The organism is uncultured Pseudoflavonifractor sp. (assembly GCF_944387805.1).
In the GTDB taxonomy this organism is placed as follows: Bacteria; Bacillota; Clostridia; order Oscillospirales; family Oscillospiraceae; genus Pseudoflavonifractor.
Genome location: NZ_CALXGI010000015.1, coordinates 1 through 21,084 on the forward strand (window position 1 = coordinate 1; position 21,084 = coordinate 21,084).

18 protein-coding genes and 1 other annotated feature are annotated in these 21,084 nt (G+C 62.9%); of the genes, 4 read left to right on the forward strand and 14 right to left on the reverse strand.

Annotation, left to right across the window (positions count from 1 at the left end; genetic code table 11):
• Positions 1-419: class I tRNA ligase family protein (locus tag Q0K06_RS05910; protein ID WP_294549852.1), on the reverse strand; the 419-nt coding region annotated here is incomplete at its 3' end.
• A gap of 68 nt (positions 420-487) precedes the next feature.
• Positions 488-702, reverse strand: a binding site (T-box leader).
• Positions 703-855: 153 nt separating this feature from the next.
• On the opposite strand from Q0K06_RS05910, the gene Q0K06_RS05915 reads away from it, so the two are divergent.
• The 3 genes from Q0K06_RS05915 to Q0K06_RS05925 all read left to right on the forward strand — a co-directional run bounded on the left by Q0K06_RS05915 (position 856) and on the right by Q0K06_RS05925 (position 2,850).
• Entirely contained in the window at positions 856-1,290 is a 435-nt protein-coding gene (locus Q0K06_RS05915; RefSeq protein ID WP_294549855.1) for a hypothetical protein, read from the forward strand.
• A gap of 121 nt (positions 1,291-1,411) precedes the next feature.
• Positions 1,412-1,660, forward strand: coding sequence for a TIGR03905 family TSCPD domain-containing protein (locus Q0K06_RS05920; RefSeq protein WP_294549858.1), 249 nt, complete (start codon positions 1,412-1,414; stop codon positions 1,658-1,660).
• A 74-nt stretch (positions 1,661-1,734) separates the two neighbouring features.
• Positions 1,735-2,850: an SLC13 family permease gene (locus Q0K06_RS05925; RefSeq protein ID WP_294549861.1), complete on the forward strand. Its 1,116-nt coding sequence runs from the start codon at positions 1,735-1,737 to the stop codon at positions 2,848-2,850.
• A gap of 46 nt (positions 2,851-2,896) precedes the next feature.
• Here Q0K06_RS05925 and Q0K06_RS05930 read toward each other — a convergent pair whose 3' ends face one another.
• The 4 genes from Q0K06_RS05930 to Q0K06_RS05945 form a co-directional block, all read right to left on the reverse strand.
• Complete coding sequence (locus Q0K06_RS05930) at positions 2,897-3,697, reverse strand: ATP-binding cassette domain-containing protein (protein WP_294549865.1); 801 nt, start codon at positions 3,695-3,697, stop codon at positions 2,897-2,899.
• A gap of 1 nt (position 3,698) precedes the next feature.
• Entirely contained in the window at positions 3,699-4,646 is a 948-nt protein-coding gene (locus tag Q0K06_RS05935; RefSeq protein ID WP_294549868.1) for an ABC transporter permease, read from the reverse strand.
• 40 nt (positions 4,647-4,686) lie between these two features.
• Positions 4,687-5,721, reverse strand: a complete 1,035-nt coding sequence (locus Q0K06_RS05940; RefSeq protein WP_294549871.1) for an ABC transporter substrate-binding protein — start codon at positions 5,719-5,721, stop codon at positions 4,687-4,689.
• Between the two features lie 487 nt (positions 5,722-6,208).
• Positions 6,209-7,132, reverse strand: coding sequence for a DMT family transporter (locus tag Q0K06_RS05945; RefSeq protein ID WP_294549874.1), 924 nt, complete (start codon positions 7,130-7,132; stop codon positions 6,209-6,211).
• 59 nt (positions 7,133-7,191) lie between these two features.
• Here Q0K06_RS05945 and Q0K06_RS05950 point away from each other — a divergent pair, with 59 nt between their 5' ends.
• Complete coding sequence (locus Q0K06_RS05950; RefSeq protein WP_294549877.1) at positions 7,192-7,821, forward strand: HAD family phosphatase; 630 nt, start codon at positions 7,192-7,194, stop codon at positions 7,819-7,821.
• Between the two features lie 77 nt (positions 7,822-7,898).
• Here the strand turns inward: Q0K06_RS05950 and Q0K06_RS05955 are convergent, their stop codons facing one another.
• From Q0K06_RS05955 to rapZ, 9 genes are all read right to left on the reverse strand, one after another.
• Positions 7,899-10,352: a UvrD-helicase domain-containing protein gene (locus Q0K06_RS05955; protein WP_294549880.1), complete on the reverse strand. Its 2,454-nt coding sequence runs from the start codon at positions 10,350-10,352 to the stop codon at positions 7,899-7,901.
• A 70-nt stretch (positions 10,353-10,422) separates the two neighbouring features.
• A complete protein-coding gene (locus Q0K06_RS05960) occupies positions 10,423-11,025 on the reverse strand; it encodes a helix-turn-helix transcriptional regulator (protein WP_294549883.1) in 603 nt (200 codons plus the stop codon).
• 193 nt (positions 11,026-11,218) lie between these two features.
• Positions 11,219-12,661: an aldehyde dehydrogenase family protein gene (locus Q0K06_RS05965; RefSeq protein ID WP_294549886.1), complete on the reverse strand. Its 1,443-nt coding sequence runs from the start codon at positions 12,659-12,661 to the stop codon at positions 11,219-11,221.
• Positions 12,662-12,744: 83 nt separating this feature from the next.
• On the reverse strand, positions 12,745-14,196 hold the full coding sequence (cls, locus tag Q0K06_RS05970; protein WP_294549956.1) for a cardiolipin synthase: 1,452 nt from the start codon (positions 14,194-14,196) through the stop codon (positions 12,745-12,747).
• 130 nt (positions 14,197-14,326) lie between these two features.
• On the reverse strand, positions 14,327-17,812 hold the full coding sequence (locus tag Q0K06_RS05975; protein WP_294549889.1) for a DNA polymerase III subunit alpha: 3,486 nt from the start codon (positions 17,810-17,812) through the stop codon (positions 14,327-14,329).
• A gap of 211 nt (positions 17,813-18,023) precedes the next feature.
• Positions 18,024-18,164: a helix-turn-helix domain-containing protein gene (locus Q0K06_RS05980; protein WP_294549892.1), complete on the reverse strand. Its 141-nt coding sequence runs from the start codon at positions 18,162-18,164 to the stop codon at positions 18,024-18,026.
• A gap of 53 nt (positions 18,165-18,217) precedes the next feature.
• Positions 18,218-19,147, reverse strand: coding sequence for a DNA-binding protein WhiA (gene whiA, locus Q0K06_RS05985; RefSeq protein ID WP_294549895.1), 930 nt, complete (start codon positions 19,145-19,147; stop codon positions 18,218-18,220).
• Between the two features lie 42 nt (positions 19,148-19,189).
• Positions 19,190-20,206, reverse strand: coding sequence for a gluconeogenesis factor YvcK family protein (locus Q0K06_RS05990; RefSeq protein ID WP_294549898.1), 1,017 nt, complete (start codon positions 20,204-20,206; stop codon positions 19,190-19,192).
• Between the two features lie 16 nt (positions 20,207-20,222).
• Positions 20,223-21,083: an RNase adapter RapZ gene (rapZ, locus tag Q0K06_RS05995; protein WP_294549901.1), complete on the reverse strand. Its 861-nt coding sequence runs from the start codon at positions 21,081-21,083 to the stop codon at positions 20,223-20,225.
• Position 21,084 lies beyond the last annotated feature (1 nt).

Here is a 21,084-nt window from a genome sequence, read left to right on the forward strand (position 1 = left end):
CAGGAGGCGCCCAGCTTCTTCTGCTGCTCCACGATGCGGCCCCCGTACTTGTTCTTCCAGTCCCACACCCGCTCCAGAAACTTGTCCCGGCCCAGGTCGTAGCGGGTCAGGCCCTCGTTCTTGCGCAGCTCCTCCTCCACCTTAATCTGGGTGGCGATGCCGGCGTGGTCGGTGCCGGGAACCCACAGGGCGGCGTAGCCCTCCATCCGCTTGAAGCGGATGAGGATGTCCTGAAGCGTGGAGTCCATGGCGTGGCCCATGTGGAGCTGGCCGGTGACGTTGGGGGGCGGCATGACGATGGTGAAGGGCTTCTTGTCCGGGTCCCGATGGCCCACAAAACAGCCGTTCTTCTCCCACATCTCATAAATGCGGCCCTCCACCTCCTGGGGTTCGTAGACCTTGGGAAGTTCTTTGTTCATTCTTTTTAACACTCCTTTTCGGGGCAACAAACTTTATGCGCAACAAAAAAGTCCGCCCCAAGCCTTTTGCTCAGGACGAACCGATGCAGTCCGTGGTACCACCTGAATTTTCTCCCGGGGGAGAACACTCATTGTCTCGGTAACGGGAGAACCCGCCGCCCCCTACTTGCTTCAGGCGCGGAGCTCCGGGACCACCTTCCGCATTCCCAACGGAGAGCCTTGCACCGGCCGGCTCCTCTCTGCACCCTGGAAAATGCGTACTCCTTCCCTTCGCGGCTTTTTTACTATGAACGTTCTCTAGTATATGCATTTCCCGGAACATTGTCAAGGAGAACAAATGGTTTCCCCGCTTTTTCGCCGCCGGAAATCCCCGGAACTTCTCAAGCGTCTGTGCGTCTAAAAGGTACGCAGCACCACAGGAACGGAGGCTGACACGATGAAAAAATCTGCTCTGTTGGGCCTGGCCCTGGCGCTGGCCCTGCTTCCGGCCGGCTGCGGACAGGACGCCGCTGCGCCGTCCGCCGAAAGTCCCGGCCCCTCCTATGCGGAGGTGCAGGATACCGCTCCACCTTCTTCCGAAATTCTCTCCTTCTCCTACGCCCAGGTACAGGCTGCCTATGAGGAAAACGCTCCGGGCGTTCTCCGGGACGGCTTTCAAAACACCTCTCCCCTCGCAGTCGGCAGCGCGGAGGAGGCCGTTCAGCGGGCCGCGGCGGAGTGTACCATTCCCTATGACTCCGTCACCTGCCGCTACGACAGCGAGGCCGGCATGTGGGACGTCTGCTTCTTTACGGCGGGGGGTCCTGGGGGCTGTCAGGACGTGTATCTCAGCGGCAGCGGCGTCACCTGCCTGATTGTGTACGGCGAATAAGCCCCGACCCGCTTCCCCAAAAAGTTCCATTCAGCTGTTGCGTTTTTCCCGCTGGTCCTGTATAATATTTTCCGATATTTTTGCCCCTGTCTTTCGGGGCTGTATGCGGAGGCATTTTTTCATGACCATTGATTACAGAACCAGAGGCGTCTGCTCCACCCGGATGGTAATCGACGTGGAGGACGACACGGTCAAGTCCGTGAAGATTTTCAACGGCTGCGACGGCAACCTCCAGGGCATCTCCCGTCTGGTGGAGGGCATGAAGGTTACCGACGCCATCTCCAAATTAGAGGGCATCCGCTGCGGCGGCAAGTCCACCTCCTGCCCCGACCAGCTGGCCCAGGCCCTCAAGCAGGCAGTCAAGGCCTGAACTCAGTATATACCAAGGAGCGGTCCCAACGGCCTTCCCGCCGGTGGGGCCGCTTTCTGTGAGGAGAGATCTCCATGGCTTCGTCCATTTTTTCCTTTGTCAAGCGGGAAGCGGTGGGCTGCATCGCCCTGCTGTGCGCCCTGGTCTCCATGATTTTCGTCCCGCCCTCGGCAGCCTACCTGGGGTACATCGACTTCCGGGTGTTGGCGCTGCTGTTCTGCCTGATGGCGGTGGTGGCCGGGCTCCAGGACTGCGGCCTTTTCGCCGTGCTGGCCCAGAAGCTGCTCGCCGGCAGGCGGCGGATGCGGTTTATCTCCCTGGTACTGGTGCTTCTTCCCTTCTTCACCTCCATGCTCATCACCAACGACGTGTCCCTCATCACCTTTGTCCCCTTCACCCTGCTGGTGCTGGGGCTGGTGGGACGGCTGGAGCGGGCATTGTACTTGGTGGTGCTCCAGACCCTGGCCGCCAACCTGGGCAGCATGGCCACCCCGGTGGGCAACCCTCAGAACCTGTACCTCTACTCCGCCTTCGGCATCCCCGCCGGGGAATTCTTCGCCGTCATGGTCCCTCTGACCCTGGTGAGCCTGGTGGGGCTGTCCGTGGCCGCCCTGTGCGTCAAGCCGGAGAGCATTGAGGTCCGTTTCCCCGAGAAGCAGACCATCCGGCGGCCCCGGCAGCTGTGGCTGATGGCGGTCCTCTTCCTGCTGTGCCTGCTGTCCGTGTTCCACGTGCTCCACTACGCCGTGCTGCTGGCCATCGTGGCGGTGTGTCTGCTCCTCTTCGCCCGGCACCTCTTCCCCCGCGTGGACTACGGGCTGCTCTTCACCTTCGTCTGCTTCTTCATCTTTGCAGGCAACATCGGCAATATCCCGGCGGTGAAGGACTTCCTCTCCGCCGTCATGGCGGAGAACACCTTCCTCACCTCCCTGTGCGCCAGCCAGATCATCAGCAATGTGCCCGCGGCGGTGCTCCTCTCCGGCTTCACCCAGGACTGGAAGGGCCTGCTGCTGGGCACCGACGTGGGCGGCCTGGGCACCCTCATCGCCTCCCTGGCCAGCCTCATCTCCTTCCGGCTGTACCTCAAGTCCCCCGGCGCCAGGCCCCTGCGGTACCTGGGTGTGTTCACTCTGGCCAACCTGGCGGGGCTGGCAATTCTGATTGCCGTGTCCCTGGTCTTTCTGCTTTAACAAAAACGGCTCACACCGAAGTGTGAGCCGTTTTTCTTATGCTTGTTCAGGAGAGCAGGATGCGGTCGTTATCCAGGCCCTTGCCCACGTTCTCCCGGAAGCGGCGGAGCAGGTCGTCCACAGTCATGCCCCTGCGCTCCTCCCCCTTCACGTCCAGCACGATGCGTCCCGAATCCATCATCAGGGTCCGGTTGCCCAGCTCCAGGGCCTGGTGCATGTTGTGGGTAATCATCAGGCAGGTCAGGTGGTCCCGCTCCACAATCTCCCGGGTCAGACGGAGCACCTTCTCCGCCGTGGCCGGGTCAAGGGCGGCGGTGTGCTCGTCCAGCAGCAGCAGCTTGGGGGGCACCATGGTGGCCATCAGCAGGGTGAGGGCCTGGCGCTGGCCGCCCGAGAGCAGTCCCACCGGCTGCTTCATCCGGTCCTCCAGCCCCATGTCCAGCCGGGAGAGCTGTTCCCGGAACAGCTCCTTGTCCTTCCGGCTCACCCGGCTGAAATAGGCCCGCTGGCTCCTGCCCGCCCGCAGGTAGGCCAGGGCCATGTTCTCCTCAATGGTCATGTGGGGCGCGGTGCCCCGCATGGGGTCCTGAAACAGGCGGCCCAGCTCCCGGCTGCGGCGGTAGCCGGGCAGATAGGTGATGTCCTTCCCGTCCAGGGTGATGTACCCCTCGTCGGGGAAGAAGTCGCCGGCGATGGCGTTGAACATGGTGGACTTGCCCGCGCCGTTGGAGCCCACGATGGCGGCGAAATCCCCCGCCTCCAGCTTCAGCGACAGATGGTTCAGTGCCTTCTTCTCGTTGACAGTGCCCGGGTTGAAGGTCATAGACAGGTTATTCAGCTCCAGCATGTCAGCGCGCCCCCTTTCTCTCCGCCATGGCGCGGCGCTTTCTGTTCTGAAGGGCGGCCCAGCTCTTCAGGGCGGGGGTGGCGATGGCCAGGGCCACCACAATGGCGGTGACCAGCTTGAGGCAGTCGACGGGCACCACCTTGGTATAGAGCACGATGGCATAGATAAAACGGTAGAGAATGCTGCCCAGAATCACGGCAATTGCCCCGCGGAACATGGCACCACGGCCCACGATGGTCTCACCGATGATGAGGCAGGCCAGACCGATGACCACGATGCCGGTGCCGCCGTTGATGTCGGCGGTCTTCTGGGCCTGACCCACCACCGCGCCGGACAGGCCGGTGAGGGCGTTGGCCAGGCACAGCCCCGTGGTGATGGTGAAGGTGGGGTTGATGGAGGAGGCCCGCACCATGTCCCGGTTGTCTCCTGTGGCCCGGATGGACAGGCCCAGCCGGGTGTTCAGGAAGAGCACCAGCAGCACACCCATGAGTACCGTGATGCCGCCGGAGAGGATGATGGCGTACCAGTCGCCGCCGATGCCGGTGGAGCGGAAGAGGGTGAAGATGGTATCCTGCTTGAGCAGGCTCTGGTTGGCCTTCCAGCCCATGGCCATCAGGTTGATGGTGTACAGGCCCGTGTTGGTGATGATGCCCGCCAGGATGGAGGGCACCCCCAGCTTGGTCTGGAGGAAGGCGGTGACAAATCCGGCGCAGGCACCTGCCAGCATGGCGGCGGGGATGGCCAGGAAGGGGTGGCCGGCGGCGGTGAGGGTGACCGACACGGCACAGCCCAGCACAAAGCAGCCGTCGGTGGTCATATCGGCGATATCCAGCACCCGGTAGCTGAGGAACAGGGCCATGGCCACCAGGGCATACTGAAAGCCCAGCTCCAGGGCCGTTTGCGCAACGTAGAGCACAGGGAATCCGCTCCTTTCCAAAGGCAAGGCCATCCCCCAGCCTCAGCCGGGGGACAGCCTGTGTGAGATTAATTTAGTCCTGGGTGGTGGTGACCGTGGTGACCTGGCCCATGCTGTCGAACACGGAGTAGTCAATGCCCATGGCCTCAGCGGTCTCGGAGTTGACGGTGATGATGCCGCCGGAGACCTGGTAGCACTCCTCCATGGCGTCCATGCCCTCGGTGATGGCCTTGTAGGCCAGGTCGGCAGTCTGAGCGCCCAGGTCGGTGTAGTTCACGCCGCAGGTGGCGAAGGCGCCGTTGCGGACAAAGGAGTCGGCGCCGGTGTAGTGGGGGATGCCGGCCTCGATAAAGTCCTCATAGATAGCCAGCTCGGCGGACATAATCACATTGTCGGTGGGGGTGAACACCGCGTCCACGCCGTCGGCGATAAGGGTGCTGGCGGCGGTGATGACCTCGTCGTTGGTGTTGGCGGTGGCCTCCTCATAGGCGATGCCCTTGCCGTCCAGATACGCTTTGGCCTCGGCGATGGGCACCTGGGAGTTGGGCTCGGACAGGGAGTAGAGCAGGCCAACCTTGTCCACGTCCGGGTTCTGGGCCAGCATCATGTCCAGAATCAGGTTGGTGTCCAGGGCGTCGCTGGTGCCGGTGACATAGTCGATGCCGGTCAGGTCGGCTGTTTCAGGATAGGAGATGGCGGCGAAGACCACCGGGGTCTGGGTCTCCTCGGCGCACACGGCCATGACCTGGGCGGCGGTGGTGGCGATGGGGATGATGACGTCCACGCCGTCGGCAACAGCCTGGTCACCCAGCTGCCGCAGCACGCTCTGGTCGTTCTGGCCGGAGGACACCTGGTAGTTGATGGTCACGCCCTGCTCGGCGGCAATCTCGTCCAGCCGGGCGGTGATGGCGTTGGCGATCTCGTCCAGGGAGGCGTGGTCCATCTGCTTGACCACAGCCACGTTATAGGTGGTGTCGCCGGACTGCTGCTGGGTGTTCTCCGCTCCGCCGGTGTCGCCGCCGGTCGACTGCGTGCAGGCGGTGAGGGAGAGGGTCATGGCGGTTGCGGCGGTCAGGGCGGCGATGGACTTCAGATTCAGCTTCTTCATGGTAGTTCCTCCAAATTCTCGTCCCCGGCGGTCTCTGCCCCGGTGGACTGTAATGTGTTTGGATGGTTGATGGAGGGGCCGTCTGCCAAGCGGCCTTGATTTGAGAAACAAAAAAAGCCTTTGTCCCCACATGGGACAAAAGCTTCTGCTTCTGCGATACCACCCAAATTGACGCTTGCGCGTCCGCTCGCTTCGCGCACCATCATGCGCGCCCGATGGGTAACGGGTGGGAGCCCGTCGGCATCTACTTGGGTTTCCCCGTTCAAGCCGCCCTCCGGAGTCCATTCACGCGCCCGCCTCAGATCCCGCTCACACTGTCCGGGAATCGCTTTGCATCAGCCGCAGCGGCTACTACTCTCCGTCATAGGTTTGCTTTATTGCTTTGTTGTATTGCATTATACGCAGGCAGCGGACATTTGTCAACCCCCTGTTTTCTTTTTTTCGGCGGCCAACCAATGAGCGCCCTGCCGGCAGGGCGCTCATTGCATTATTCCGCGTGGACCTTCCGCCCCTTCTCCCGACGCAGGAAGGAGAACTTGGTCTCCGAGCAGATGACTGCCACAAAGATGAGCACAAAGCCCAGCACCATCAGGGGCGTGGGGCGCTCGTGGGCAAAAAGGATGGAGAACACCACGCCGAAGGGGGCCTCCAGGGACAGAAGCACCGCCGCCGTGGCGGGGGCAGTGTACTTCTGTCCGATGTTCTGGAACAGCAGGGCCCCACAGGAGGCGAAGATCACCAGGTAGGCCAGGGAGAGAACCAGGCCGCCGTCCATAGCTTCCACAGGCAGAACAGGCCGGGTCGCCAGCACCCCCAGCCAGGAAAAAACGGCAAAGGAGGCAAACTGGATGGCGGTGAGGAGGAAGATGTCCCGGCCCTCGGAAAAGCGGGACACGGCCACGATGTGGGCCGCGAAGAAGAAGCCGCCCACCAGGGTCAGGCCGTCGCCGATGCTGATGGCGGCGGCGTTATCGCCGGTAACTGACACCAGCCCGATGCCCGCGACGCACAGCACGGCGGCGGCAATGTTGTACCGGTCGGGCCGCTGCCGGGCCACCGCCCAGTACAGGAAGGGCACAATGACGCAGTAGACGGCGGTGAGAAAGGCGTTCTTGCCCGGCGTGGTGTGCTCCAGGCCAAAAGTCTGGAAGGCATAGGCCAGGAAGAGAAAAAAGCCCATAATACCGCCGCCGATAAAGTACTGCCTGTCCACCAGCTTCCACCGCTTCCAGAACACCAGCCCCAGCACCACGGCTGAGGCCGTGAACCGGATGGCCAGCAGCCAGAAGGTGGGCAGCACGTCCACGCTGCTCTTCATGACCACAAACGAGCTGCCCCAGATGATGGTAGCCAGAATGATGAGAGGTGTTGACAGCCGGGCCAGCGCCCGGTCCCTGTTCTGTTCCTGCACGGTTGCCCCGCTCCTTTGGTTGTGATAAAATGGTTGGGAATCTCACTTTGGAGGTCGCTATGAAACTCTTTGATTTTGACGGCACGCTGGTGGACTCCAACGGCGTCTGGGAGGAGATCGACGTCCGCTTTCTCCAGCGCCGGGGGCTGACCCCCACCCGGGAGTACTGTGAGACAGTGGGCCACTCCATCTTTCCCATCGCCGCCCAGTTCACCCGGGAGTACTATCATCTGGACATGGAGCCCCAGGCCATCATGGACGAGTGGCTCTCCATGGCCCGGGACGCCTATGAGCACCAGGTGCCCCTGAAGCCGGGGGCGGCGGAGTATCTGTCCCAGTGCGCCGCGGAGGGGACGCCCATGGCCCTCTTCACCGCCTGCGTACCCGAGCTGTGCCGGGCGGCCCTGGACCGCCACGGCCTGACGAAATACTTTTCCCGGGTAATCTACGTCCAGGAGATGGGGCTGGAGAAGCGCAACCCCGAATCCTTCCGGCTGGCTCTGGAGCAGCTGGGGGTGCCGGCCAGCGCCTGCACCATGTATGAGGACTCCCCCGGCGCCTGCGCGGCGGCCAAGACCGCCGGCCTGACGGTGGTGGGGGTGTACGACCGCTTCTACGCCGCCCATGAGGAGAAAATGCGGCGGCTCTGCGACCGTTATGTTTACAGCTTTACAGAGCTTTTAGGCTGATTTTCTCCCCATCCTCTGCACTCCATCTGTTGTATGGCGCGCACCCTTTACAGCGGGTGCGCGCCTTTTTGCGTTCTTTACAGCTTGGTCATGTGCTGGGAGGCCGACTTGAGCATCAGCTTTTTGGTGCCCACATTGTCAAAGGCAATCTCAACGAGGACATCGCCGCCCATAGGCATCAGGTTGACCACCATGCCCTTGCCGAAGGCCTTGTGCTGGACCATATCGCCCTTGTGGAAGTCGGCCAGGGCGGCGGCAGAACTGGCGCCGCCAATCCTGGGCTCCACCGCCGTCCCCTTGGGGTAGGTGGTGTAGCCGCCGCCGAGAGAGTACCCCCGCTCGGCGGGCTTGCGCCAGGCGGGCGTCTTCTTCTTGGGCGGCTCTCCGTCCTGGTGCTCCTCGGCCCGCTCGCTGCGGGGCAGACGGCCCGACTTCTCCACGTACTCCTCCGGGATTTCACCCAGGAAGCGGGAGGGCCGGTTGTTGTTGGTGCGGCCGAAGAGCATGCGCTGGGAGGCGCAGGTCATGTACAGCTTTTCCTTGGCCCGGGTCATGGCCACATAGCACAGGCGGCGCTCCTCCTCCATCTCCTCCGGCTCGCCGATGGCCCGGATGCCGGGGAAAATGCCCTCTTCCACGCCTACCACAAAGACCACCGGGAACTCCAGGCCCTTGGCCGAGTGCATGGTCATCATGACCACGCAGTCCTCCTCCGGGTTGTGGCTGTCCAAATCGGTATACAGGGCGATCTCGTCCAGGAAGCCGGACAGGCTGGGCTCGTCCGCGTTCTCCAGGTAGCCGTTGATGGAGGTCAGCAGCTCCTGCACGTTCTCCAGCCGGGTGCGGTCCTCAATGGTGTTCTTCTGCTCCAGCATGACGGCGTACCCGGTGCGGGCCACCAGCTCCTCATAGAAGGCGGGCAGCTCCATCTCGCCGGAGAGCCTGCGCAGTTCAGCAATCATGTCGGTGAAGGCGGCCAGCTTGGGCGCCGCCTTCTGCAGCTCCGGATAGACCCGGGCGTTGGAGATGATCTCCCACAGGGAGCGGCCCTCCTGGGCGGCGATGGTCTGGGCCCGCTCAATGGTAGTGGCGCCGATGCCCCGGGGCGGGTTGTTGATGATGCGCTGGAGACGCAGGTCGTCGCCGGGGTTGTTGATGACGCACAGGTAGGCCAGCATGTCCTTGACCTCGGCCCGGTCAAAGAAGCGGATACCGCCGATGATGCGGTAGGGGATGCCATTGCGCTTGAAGGCCTGCTCGATCTGGTTGGACTGGGCGTTCATCCGGTAGAGGACGGCGTGGTCCTTCCAGTGCCGGCCGGCAGAGAAGCTGCCCAGAATCTGGGCCGCCACATACTGGGCCTCGTCGTGTTCGTTCATGGCGGTGTAGCACTGTACCTTGTCGCCCTCGCCGTGATCGGTCCACAGCTCCTTGCCCTTGCGGCCCTGGTTGTTGCGGATGACCGCGTTGGAGGCCTCCAGGATGTTCTTGGTGGAGCGGTAGTTCTGCTCCAGCCGGATAACCCGAGCGCCCTTGTACTGCTTCTCAAAGGAGAGGATGTTTTCAATCGTCGCGCCCCGGAAGCGGTAGATGGACTGGTCGTCGTCGCCCACCACGCAGATGTTCTCATATCCGCCCGCCAGGGTGGAGGAGAGCAGGTACTGGAGGTTGTTGGTGTCCTGGTACTCGTCAATGAGCACATAGCGGAACTTCCGCTGGTAGTACTCCCGCACCTCGTCAAACTCCTTGAGCAGGCGGACGGTGTGGAGGATGATGTCGTCAAAGTCCAGGGCGTTGGCGTCCCGCAGCCGCTTCTCGTACTCCACGTACACCTTGGCAATCTTGATGAGGCGGTAGTCCCCCGCCTTCTCGCACTCGGCCAGGTAGTCCGCCCCCAGCTTCATGGCGTCCTTGGCCCGGGAGATGTAGCCCACAATGCTCTTGGCGGGAAAGGCCTTGTCGTCCAGGTTGAAGTCCTTGATGATGTCCTTGATGACCCGCTCGGCGTCGGCGGTGTCGTAGATGGTAAAGGACTTGGAGAAGCCCAGCCGGTCAATGTCCCGCCGGAGAATGCGCACGCAGGCGGAGTGGAAGGTGGAAGCCCAGATGTCGTTGGCCGCGGGCCCCAGCATCCGCTCCAGCCGCTCCTTCAGCTCCCCGGCGGCCTTGTTGGTGAAGGTGATGGCGATAATGGACCAGGGCACCGCCGGGTCCACCCGGCACAGCCGCTCCTGCTCCGCCTTCTTCTCCGGGTCGGGATGGGCCACATAGCCCTCCAGGAAAGCCAGGTCCTCGGCGGTGACCCACTCGGGCACCCCGTCGCAGTCGGAGCCCCGGCCGTACTTCATCAGGTTGGCGATGCGGTGGATGAGTACGGTGGTCTTGCCGCTGCCCGCGCCCGCCAGCAGCAGCAGAGGACCCTCGGTGGCCAGTACAGCCTTGCGCTGCTCGGGGTTCAGATTCTGATAGTCCAGCTCTATGGCGGCTCTGCGGGCCTTGCAGAAGCGCAGTTCTTCTTCTCGATTCAGCATGTTCTTCTCCTCGGCAATATGGAAGCCGTCCACACCGTGGACGGCTTCCTCCAGTTTTGTGTGTTCTATTTTATCGGAAAATGCCGGTCAGGTCAAGGCGTGGCGGCTGTCTTTTTTCGCGCTGCTTCCACGCTTCCAGGTCCACTGCCGACAGGATGCAGCTCCAGTCCGTGACCAGGCTGCTCTCCGCCTCCAGGGTGGCTGTGGCCTTGTCCCCCACGCCGGAGACGATCTTCCACTCCAGTTCCTCCATCTCCTGGCTTATGCTTGACATTCTCTGTTCCAGCTGGGTGAGCCACTCCCACGCAGGCAGCAGCACCACCGTCAGCACCAGAATTCCGCCCAAAATCAGCACGCCGGGCCGGATGCGCCGCTTCCGCTGCTCCAGATAGCGGGTCACTACCGCCTCCACCATGGCCAGCTGTTCCTCGCTGAGCTGTTCGCCTCTCCTGTGCTCCGCCCCATCGCCCTGGGACTCCTCCACCTCCAGCAGGCCGGCCAGTGAGATGCCGAAGACCCGGCTCATGGCAATGCAGTTGTTCACGTCGGGCACCGTCTTGTCCGCTTCCCACTTGCTGACGGCCTGGCGGGACACCCCCACCAGCTCCCCCAGCCCCTCCTGCGAGAGGCCTTTCTCTTTTCTCAGCGCGGCAATCCGCTGTCCCAGTGTCATGGTCCGCTCCCTCCTTCCTCCTCCAGCATACCCGGTCTTCTCTCCCGCCGTCCACCAAATATGCCTTCCCTTTTGTCAACCAAGGCTTCCATCGGATATTTTCACTGAAATTCCCGCTTCCGGCATACCATAAAACTGGAAAAGCGCGCCCCGTGGGAGCTCCTGCGGGACGCGCTTTTGTATGCTCTGATGCTCAGAAGGGCATCTTCTTCGGCTCCACCTGCATGGTCAGCCACTTGAGTTCGGTGAAGTCCTCCATGGAGTACCGGCCGCCCTCCCGGCCGAAGCCGCTGAACTTCACGCCGCCTGAGGGGGCGGTGGTGCCGCTGAGGAAGGTGGTGTCGTTGATGTGCACCATGCCCGCCTCCATCCGCAGGCCCAGGGACCAGGCCAGCTCCAGGTTGTGGGTCAGCAGGGCGGCGGAGAGGCCGTACTCGTTGTCATTGCACAGGGCCAGGGCCTCTTCCGGGTCCTTGGCCCGCATCACCGACGTCACCGGGCCGAAGGTCTCCTCGTGGAAAATCCGCATCTCGGGGGTCACCCCGGCAAGCACCGTGGGCCAGTACCAGGGGCCCTCATGGCGGCCGCCGGTGAGGAGCTTTGCGCCCTTGGACAGGGCGTCCTCAATCTGCCCGTCAATGAACTTCCACTTCTCCGGCTGGATGAGGGGACCGATGATGGTGTCCTCCTCCCGGGGATCGCCCACCTTCAGGCCCTCTGCCCGGTGGACAAGGGCGCCGCAGAAGGGCTGGTAGCCGTCCCTCTCCACGATGATGCGGGAGGTGGCCATGCACACCTGCCCCTGGTGACAGAAGGCGCCGTAGGCGGCGATGTCCGCCGCCTGGACCGGGTCGAAGTCCTTCAGGACAATGAGGGGGTTCTTGCCCCCCAGCTCCATGGCCACCTTTTTCAGGTCCCGGGCTGCCCGGACGGCGATGGACCGCCCCACGGCGCTGGAGCCGGTGAAGGTGACCATCCGCACCCTGGGGTCGTCCACCAGCAGGTCGCCGATGACCTCGCTGCGGCCGGGTACCACGTTGAGCACGCCGGCAGGCAGTCCCGCCGCCTCAAAGACCTCCGCGATAGCCAGGCCGGTGGCGGGGGTGATGGGGGACGGCTTGAGGATGAAGGTATTGCCTGCGGCCAGGGCGTAGGCCAGCTTCTTGATGGCCAGAATCATGGGGTAATTGAAGGGCGTGATGCCCAGCACTACGCCCAGGGGCGCGCGCACTGCCATTGACATCTGCCCCGGCCCGCCGGGCTGGAGCACCTCGCCGTGGAGGCGGCGGCACTCCCCCGCCGCCACCCGCAGGATACCCGCGCTGCCCATGACTTCCCCCCGGGCCTTGTACCGGGCGGAGCCGCTCTCGGCAATCATCAGGTCGGTCAGCCCGGCGGCCCGGGCCTCCATCTCATCGGCAGCCCGGAGCAGCAGCCGCTCCCGGACGTCGGGGGCTGCGGAGGCCCAATCGCCCCGGGCGGCATAGGCCGCCGCCAGGGCCTTCTCCGCGTCCTGACGTCCGCCCATGTGGACCATGGCCATCACCGACCCGTCGGCCGGATTCCGGTCCTCCATCACCTCGCCGTCAGTCTGGGGCACCCATTTCCCACCAATATAGAGCAGATATTCTCTCATCGTCTCTCCCCTTTCCGGCATAAGCGCCGCATGCTGTACAATAATCATTGGGCAGCCGCCCGCCGGGGCTGAGCGGCTTTGGCTTACATCAGGGGTGCGAACACACGCAGCACCGCCCGCAGCAGCCGCCGGAGCACAGACCGCTCCCGGCACCGGGCCAGGGTGATCTCCTGGCAGACGGGCAAGGTGTCCAGAAAGTCCTTCTTCACATCCAGCACGGCGGGGGCGCCGCACAGCCAGACGCCGTCCTCAAAGTGGAGGAACATGCTGCGGTAGTCCATGTTGATGGAGCCCACGGTGGCGTAACAGTCGTCTACGGCGAAGTTTTTTCCGTGGACAAAACCAGGGGTGTACTCGTAAATCCGCACCCCCGCCTCCAGCAGGGGCTCGTAGTGGGCCCGGGTGACTTCGAAGATGATTTTTTTGTCCGGAATATGGGGCGTCATGATGCGCACATCCACGCCCGACTTGGCGGCGTTGCACAGGGCCGTGTTCACGCTGTCGCTGACAATGAGATAGGGCGTGGTGATATACACATAACGGCGGGCCTTGCTGATGAGATTGAGGTATACCGTCTCCCCCACCGGCTCCCCGTCCAGAGGGCTGTCGGTATAGGGCTGGACGTACCCCGGGTTCCGCTCTGCCGGGACGGGTGGCAGGGCAGCGGGGCGGTAGCTGTTGTAGTCCTCCTCACCGCCGCAGATATATTCCCACATGGTGAGGAACATGACCGTCATGCTCCAGGCCCCCTCGCCGGACACCCGGATGGCGCTGTCCTTCCAGTGGCCGTACCGCTGCCGCCGGTTGATATACTCGTCGGCCAGGTTGATGCCGCCGGTAAAGGCGGTATGGCCGTCCACAATGCAGAATTTCCGGTGGTCCCGGTTGTTCAGCCGCACAGACAGCACTGGGATAAACCGGTTGAATACCTGGCAGCGGATGCCTTTGCGCTCCAGTTCCCGGGGATAGTTCTTGGGCAGCGTATAGAGACAGCCCACGTCGTCGTAGATAACCCGCACGTCCACCCCGGCTCTGGCCTTCTCCTCCAGAATCTCCAGGATAGAGTTCCAGAACAGGCCCCGGCCAATGATAAAGTACTCCAGGAAGATATACCGCTCTGCTCCCCGCAGGGCCTCCAGCATATCGGCGAACACGTCGTCCCCCAGAGGATAGTATTTTGCCTCGGTATTGGTATAGAGTGGGCAGTGGGCGAACCGCTCCAGATAGCGGGCCTGATTGACGGCGTCCGCCCCGTACTTCTCCTCCAGTATGTCCGCCTTGCAGTCGCCGCTGAGCACCTCGGTCAGCCGGCGGTCCATCCCCTCCATCTTCCGGCGCATCCGGGCGGAGAGCTGGTTGCCGCCTGAGAGGAGATACACCAGTCCGCCGAACACAGGGGCCAGAAGAATGGGCACAATCCAGGCGATTTTATATCCCGGGTCTGTGCGGGCGTTGACAATCCACAGCACCACCAGAATGGAGACCACCACACAAAAGAGATAAAAGTAGACGAAATAGTTGGCAAACTCCACCATCACCACCGCTAGAATTACCACCTGGAGCGCCAGAAGGGCCCCTACCAGGACGGTACGGTGGAAGAGAATAGAGGCCGCTTTTTTTAGAAATCCCGTAAGTTTCCCTCCGTTCGCCGCTTTTTCCTGCTGCTTACCGAACTACCACATTTTCCGCACCCAGCATCTCGTTGAGCTCCCGCACCAGGGTGGGATGGACCACGCAGGGAATGGCAGGCGCCCACTGCTCCGTGTCCAGAAACTTGGCCTTAAAGGGCTCGTCCCCGGGGAAGAGCTCCAGAATCAGCTGGATCTTCCGCCAGCGGGGGTCGTGGGCGCTGGGCAGGCGGACAAAGAGCTTCTGACGTTTCTTTCCCTTAGGGCCGTCCGGCTCCTGGGCCGGGTCGCCGCCGTCCTGAAGCAGAGGCCGCACCGAGTCCACCATCAGCTGGGGGGCCTTTTCATCCCGAACCGAGATGCGCCCGGCGGCCAGCACGGGCATGTTCTCCTTGAGGTAGCTGCCGTTCTCCCCCAGCACCCGGGCGAACACCAGCAGCTCCATGGAGCCGGTGTCATCCTCCAGAGTGACGTAAGCCATGAGGGTATTATTCCGGGTCGTCTTGGTCTTGACCGAAGAGATAACGCCGGCAATATTCACCTTCTGGCCGTCCTGGAAGTCAGTATTTCCCTCCTCCTGGGCAAAGTCGGACAGGATGGCTCCGATGGGGACGGCGTGGTACCGGCGGGCAGTCTCCCGGTACTCATCCATGGGGTGGCCCGTGAGATAGAGTCCGGTGGTCTCCTTCTCCATGGCCATCAGTTCCCGGCGGGAGAACTCAGGAATATCGGGCAGCTCCGCCTCCGGAGCGGTCTGAGGCTGGTCCCCGCCGCCTCCGAACAGGTCAAACTGGCCCTCCAGGTTCTTCCGCCTGGCCTGGGCGATGGTATCCACCACCTGGGGAAATACCTTCAGCAGCTGGGACCGGTGCGCTCCGGTGCTGTCGAAGGCGCCGCACTTGATGAGATTCTCCAGCACCCGCTTGTTCAGGTCGGCGTCCATCATGCGGGAGCAGAAGTCGGACAGGGAGCGGAAGGCGCCGCCCCGTTCCCGCTCGTCCAGGACGGACTGGATGAAGCCCCAGCCCACCCCCTTCACCGCCGCCAGGCCGAAGCGGATATTGTCTCCGGTGACGGTGAAGCTGGCCCCCGACTCGTTGATATCAGGGGGCAGCAGGGAGATGCCGCACTCCTTGCACTCGGCGATGTACTCCGCCACCTTCTCGCTGGAGTCCAGCACGGAGGTGAGGAGGGCTGCCATATATTCTCTCGTGTAATGGCACTTAAAATACGCAGTCTGGTAGGCCACAATGGCGTAGGACACGGCGTGGGCCTTGTTGAAGGCGTAGTTGGCGAAGTCGTAGATCTCGTCATAGATGTCCATGCCGGTCTGCTCGGGCACGCCCCGGGCGATACATCCCTCAATGCCCCGCTCGCTGTCGCCGTAAATAAAGGTCTGACGCTCCTTCTCAATCTGGGCCTTCTTCTTTTTGGAGATAGCCCGGCGCACCATGTCGGCCTGCCCCAGGGAGTACCCGCCCAGCTCCTGGAAGATACGGATGACCTGCTCCTGGTAGACAATACAGCCGTAGGTGACCTTCAGAATGGGCTCCAGCAGAGGGTGCTTGTACTTGACCTTGTCCGGATTGTGCTTGCAGGCGATGAACCGGGGAATGGACTCCATGGGGCCGGGGCGGTAGAGCGCAATAATAGCGGTGATATCCTCGATGTTCTGGGGCTTCAACCCCACGCACACGCCGGTCATCCCCGCCGACTCCATCTGAAACACGCCGGAGGTCTTGCCGTCGGAGAGCATCTTGAACACCGCCGGGTCGTCCTCCGGGATTGCATGGAGGTCAAAGTCCGGGATGCGGCGGCGCACCAGCTGCACCGCGTCGTCCAGCACAGTCAGGTTCCGCAGGCCCAGGAAGTCCATCTTCAAGAGGCCCAGCTCCTCCAGGGTGGTCATGACGTACTGGGTTACCACAGATTCGTCATTTTTCGCCAGGGGGACGTACTCGTACACCGGCCGCTTGGTGATGACCACGCCGGCGGCATGGGTGGAGGCGTGGCGGGGCATGCCCTCGATGGCCTTGGCGGTGTCGATGAGGTTGTGAATCCGCTCATCCCCCTCGTAGGAGTCCCGCAGCTGTTTGGACAGCTTGAGGGATTCGTCCAGGGTAATGTGCAGCGCGCCGGGGCCGCTGGGCACCTGCTTGGCCACGGCGTCCACGTCGGCGTAGGGGATGTTCAGCGCCCGGCCCACGTCCCGGATAGCGCCCCGGGCGGCCATGGTGCCGAAGGTGACAATCTGCGCCACGTGGTCCTCGCCGTACTTCCGCTGGACGTACTCGATGACCTCCTGGCGGCGGCGGATGCAGAAATCGATGTCGATATCGGGCATGGTGACCCGCTCCGGGTTGAGGAAGCGCTCGAAAAACAGGTCGTACTTCACCGGGTCCACATCGGTGATGTTCATACAGTAGGACACCATGGACCCGGCGGCCGAGCCGCGGCCCGGGCCCACGGGGATGTTGTGGCTCTTGGCGTAGCCAATGAAGTCGGACACGATGAGGAAGTAGTCCACAAACCCCATCTGCCGGATAACCCCCATCTCATACTCCAGCTGGGCCCTGTTCTTCTCGCTTCCCTCCGGGTAGCGGCGGGCAAAGCCCTCCCAGCACAGGTGCTCGAAGTAGGCGTCGGGGTCGGTCCAGCCCTCGGGCAGCTTGAATTCAGGCAGGTGGTACTTGCCGAACTCAAACTCCATGTTGCACTTCTCCGCCACTTTTGCCGTGTTCTCAATGGCCTCCGGCCAGTCGGGGAACAGGGCGGCCATCTCCTCCTCCGACTTGATATAGAACTCGTCGGTCTCGAACTTCATGCGCCCCGGGTCGTCCACCGTCTTGCCCATCTGGATGCACATGAGGGTGTCCTGCATGGCGGCGTCCTCCCGCCGGGTGTAGTGGGCGTCGTTGGTGGCCACCAGGGGGATGCCCGTCTCCTCGTGGATGCGGACAATGCCCCGCACCACCTCGGCGTCCACAGGCAGGCCGTGGTCCTGGATTTCCAGGTAGTAGTCCTCCCCGAAGTGCTCCTTCATCTCCAGGGCGGCCTTCTTGGCCCCCTCGTAGTTGCTGCCCAGGATGAGCCGGGGCACCTCGCCTGCCAGACAGGCGGACATGGCGATCAGCCCCTCCGTATGCTGCCAGAGAAGCTCCTTGTCAATGCGGGGCTTGATGTAGAACCCGTCCAGGAAGGCCCGGGACACCAGATAGCACAGGTTGCGGTAGCCTGTCTCGTTCTTGCACAGGAGCACCAGGTGGCGGGCCTCGGCGTCCAGCTCGTGGACCCGGTCGGTCATTCCCCGGGGGGCCACATATACCTCGCAGCCGATAATGGGTTTAATTCCTTCTGCCTTACAGGCCCGGTAAAAATCTACCGCGCCGTACATGACCCCGTGGTCCGTGACAGCTACCGCGGTCTGCCCCAGCTCCCTGACCCTGGCGGCCAGAGCAGGAATACGGCATGCTCCGTCCAGCAGGCTGAATTCGGTATGGACATGCAGGTGAACAAAGCTCATGAGGCACTTCTCCTTTTCGTTTCTCTCGTCTTTCTGCTCTTCGGCTTTTCCTTGTCGTGCCCCGTGTCTCTGATTTCGCATGCGGCAGGGCCAGCAGCTCTCATAAACCGCCGCCCCTGCCGCAGGCGGGGCGTTCCATAGGGCCTCACCATATAGAACGCGTGTTCTTACCGTTTATCATACAGCACGAAAAAATTTTGTCAAGCACCACTCACTGCTGTGCGCCCCGCTCTCCTTCTCCCGTCTGGGAGAGGGCCAGCAGCTTGCGCAGCCGGTGGTTCAGGCAGCTCTTGGTGACAGGCGGGTCGCCTCCCCATGCGGCTTTGCCCCATGGGGACCCCTTATTTTTCATATATCGCCTGCCGGAAGTGAATTCCGTCAGGCTCCCGCGCCATTAGGCGCGGCTCACTGCCGTTCGTCCTGTGCGCCCCGCTCTCCTTCTCCCGTCTGGGAGAGGGCCAGCAGCTTGCGCAGCCGGTGGTTCAGGCAGCTCTTGGTGACAGGCGGGTCGCACAGCTCCGCCAGCTGGGACAGGGTCAGCTCCGGGTTTTCCAGCCGCAGCCGGGCGGTCTCGTACAGCTTGTCCCCCAGCTCGGTCAGGTCCATCCGCGCCTCCAGGCGGCGGATGGCCTCAATCTGCTCCATGGCCGCGTCCACCGCCTTGTCCAGGTTGGCCGCGTCGCAGTTCACCCTGCGGTTTACGCTGCCCCGCAGATTCTTCTCCAGCTTGGCGTTCATCAGCTCCATGGCCGCCACCGGCGCGCCGATGGCGGTGAGGAAGTCGGCGATGTATTCGCTCTGCTTGAAGTACGTCATGTAGTTGGACTTGCGGGTGGTCTCCTTGGGGGAGAAGCCCGCCTCCAGCAGCAGGGCGGTCAGCTCACGGCTGACGCTGTAATGGGAGGTGACCAGCTCCAGATGGTAGCGCTTGGCCGGGTCGGTCACCGATCCGCCTGCCAGGAACGCTCCCCGGAAGAAGGCCGTGCGGCAGTGGTCCTCCTCCAGCACGGCAAAATTGATGTGATGGGCCAGGCTGTCCGCCGGGTCAAAGCCGAAGGCGTCGAAAATCCGCCGGAGCTTGCCCCCATCGGTGATGGCAAAAACCCGCTTGCCGCCTGGGTTCTCCGGCAGGCTGTCAAAGTCCAGCTGAAAGGCCTTGCGGAACAAAAGGGGCAGCCGGGCGGCAAAGGCGCCGCTCTCCGTGATGATACGGACCTCCCGGTTGGAAAAGGCGTTGCAGAAGAGGAGCACGCCGTAGGCCTCAGCCTGGGCGCAGCACTTCCGGGCCAGGGGAGCGCGGCACAGCTCCTCCTTGGTCTGGCTGGAAAAGGACATGGAACATTCCCTCGCTTGTTATTTGATATCCGTCCCGGCGGCTCAGAACACTTTGGTCTGGGCCCGGTCCTCGTAAATCTCCATGACTGCGGCGGCCAGCCGGGCGATGGAGTGCCGGGCATAGTTGGAGGTCTCGGAGGCCAGGGGCCGGGTGATAACCTCCACCCCCAGGGCCTCGATGGCGGGCGTGTCCACCACGATGGGGGCCGCGTCCTCCTCCTTGTACCGCTCCACCAGACGGGGCCGCACCGGCGCGGAATTGCACAGGCACAGGTCGATAAGCCCGGGGCCCGAGTGGGCCAGCAGGGCCTTCACATGGTCGGAGGCCGTCATGCCCTCTGTCTCGCCGTCCTGGGTCATGATGTTGCAGATATACATCTTCAGCGCCTTGGACTGGCGCACCGCGTCGGCAATCCCTTCCACCAGCAGGTTGGGGATAACGCTGGTGTACAGGCTGCCCGGCCCCAGGAGAATCATATCCGCCTCGCTGATGGCCTTCAGGCTCTCAGGCAGGGCGGCAGGCCGCTCGGGCAGCAGCCGCACCTGCTTGATGCGGCAGTCCTGTTCCTTCTTGAAGGCGCTGATTTTGGACTCCCCCACCACAGCGGTTCCATTTTCAAAGGTAGCCTCCAGCTGCACATCGGCGTTGGTCACCGGCAGCACCCGGCCTGTGATGGCCAGAACCTGGCTCATACGGGCTACCGCCTGGTCAAAGGAGCCGGAGATGCCGTTGAGGGCGGCCAGAATCAGGTTTCCGAAGGACTGGCCGGCCAGGCTGCCCGAGTCCTTGGGGAAGCGGTAGGACAGCAGCTCCCCCATGACTGGCTCCACGTTGGCCAGGGCCTCCATGCAGTGGCGGATGTCCCCCGGCGGCGGCATGCCCAGGTCCTGGCGCAGCACGCCGGACCCGCCGCCGTCATCGGCCACGGTGACAATGGCGGTCAGATTGTGGGTATAGCTCTTCAGGCCCCGCAGCATGGTGGACAAGCCGGTACCGCCGCCGATGGCGACAATCCGCGGCTCATACTCCCACCTGCGGTCGGCGGAATAATCAGTCATAGATCAGGCGCACCTCCTACGCTCTCGTCATGTCCCTGTGGTTGTCCGTGGCCTGATAGCCCTTCCGGCGGATAAAGTCGGCCAGGGCCCTGGTGATGGCCACGCTCCGGTGCTGGCCGCCGGTACAGCCGATACCGATGACCAGCATGGTCTTTCCCTCCTCCACATACTTGGGGAGCAGGAAGCCGATCAGGTTCTCCAAATGGGTCATAAAATCCCGGGTCTCCTGGTAGCCGAACACAAAGTCATACACCGGCTTATCCAGCCCGGTCTGGTGCCGCAGCTCTGCGATGTAGTAGGGATTGGGCAGAAAGCGCACGTCAAACACCAGGTCGGCCTCAATGGGAATGCCGTACTTGAAGCCGAAGGAGATGACGTTGACGCCCATGACGGGCACGGGGCTGTCCTTGCCGAAGAGGCGGAGCACCTCGCCCCGCAGCTTGGAGGTGGAGAGGGCGGAGGTGTCAATGATATACTCCGCCCGGCGGCGCACCGGCTCCAGGTCCTTGCGCTCCTGGCTTACCGCCTCAGCCAGCGTCTCCCCAGGCCGAAGCAGAGGATGGATGCGGCGGGTCTCCTTGTAGCGCTTGATGATGGTCTCAGTGGTGGCCTCCACAAAGAGAATCTTGTACTGGCAGCCCATGCTCTGAAGGGCGTCCAGCGCGTCGAACAGGCCGTCAAAGGTCTGTCCGCCCCGGATGTCAGTAACTAAGGTCACCCGCTCATACTTCCCCGGGCTGGCCATGCACAGCTCGGCAAACTTGGGAATCAGCGCTGAGGGCATGTTGTCCACCACATAGAAGCCCATATCCTCCATAAAAGAGGCCGCCTTACTCTTTCCCGCGCCGGACAGGCCGGAAATGATCACAAATTCCATA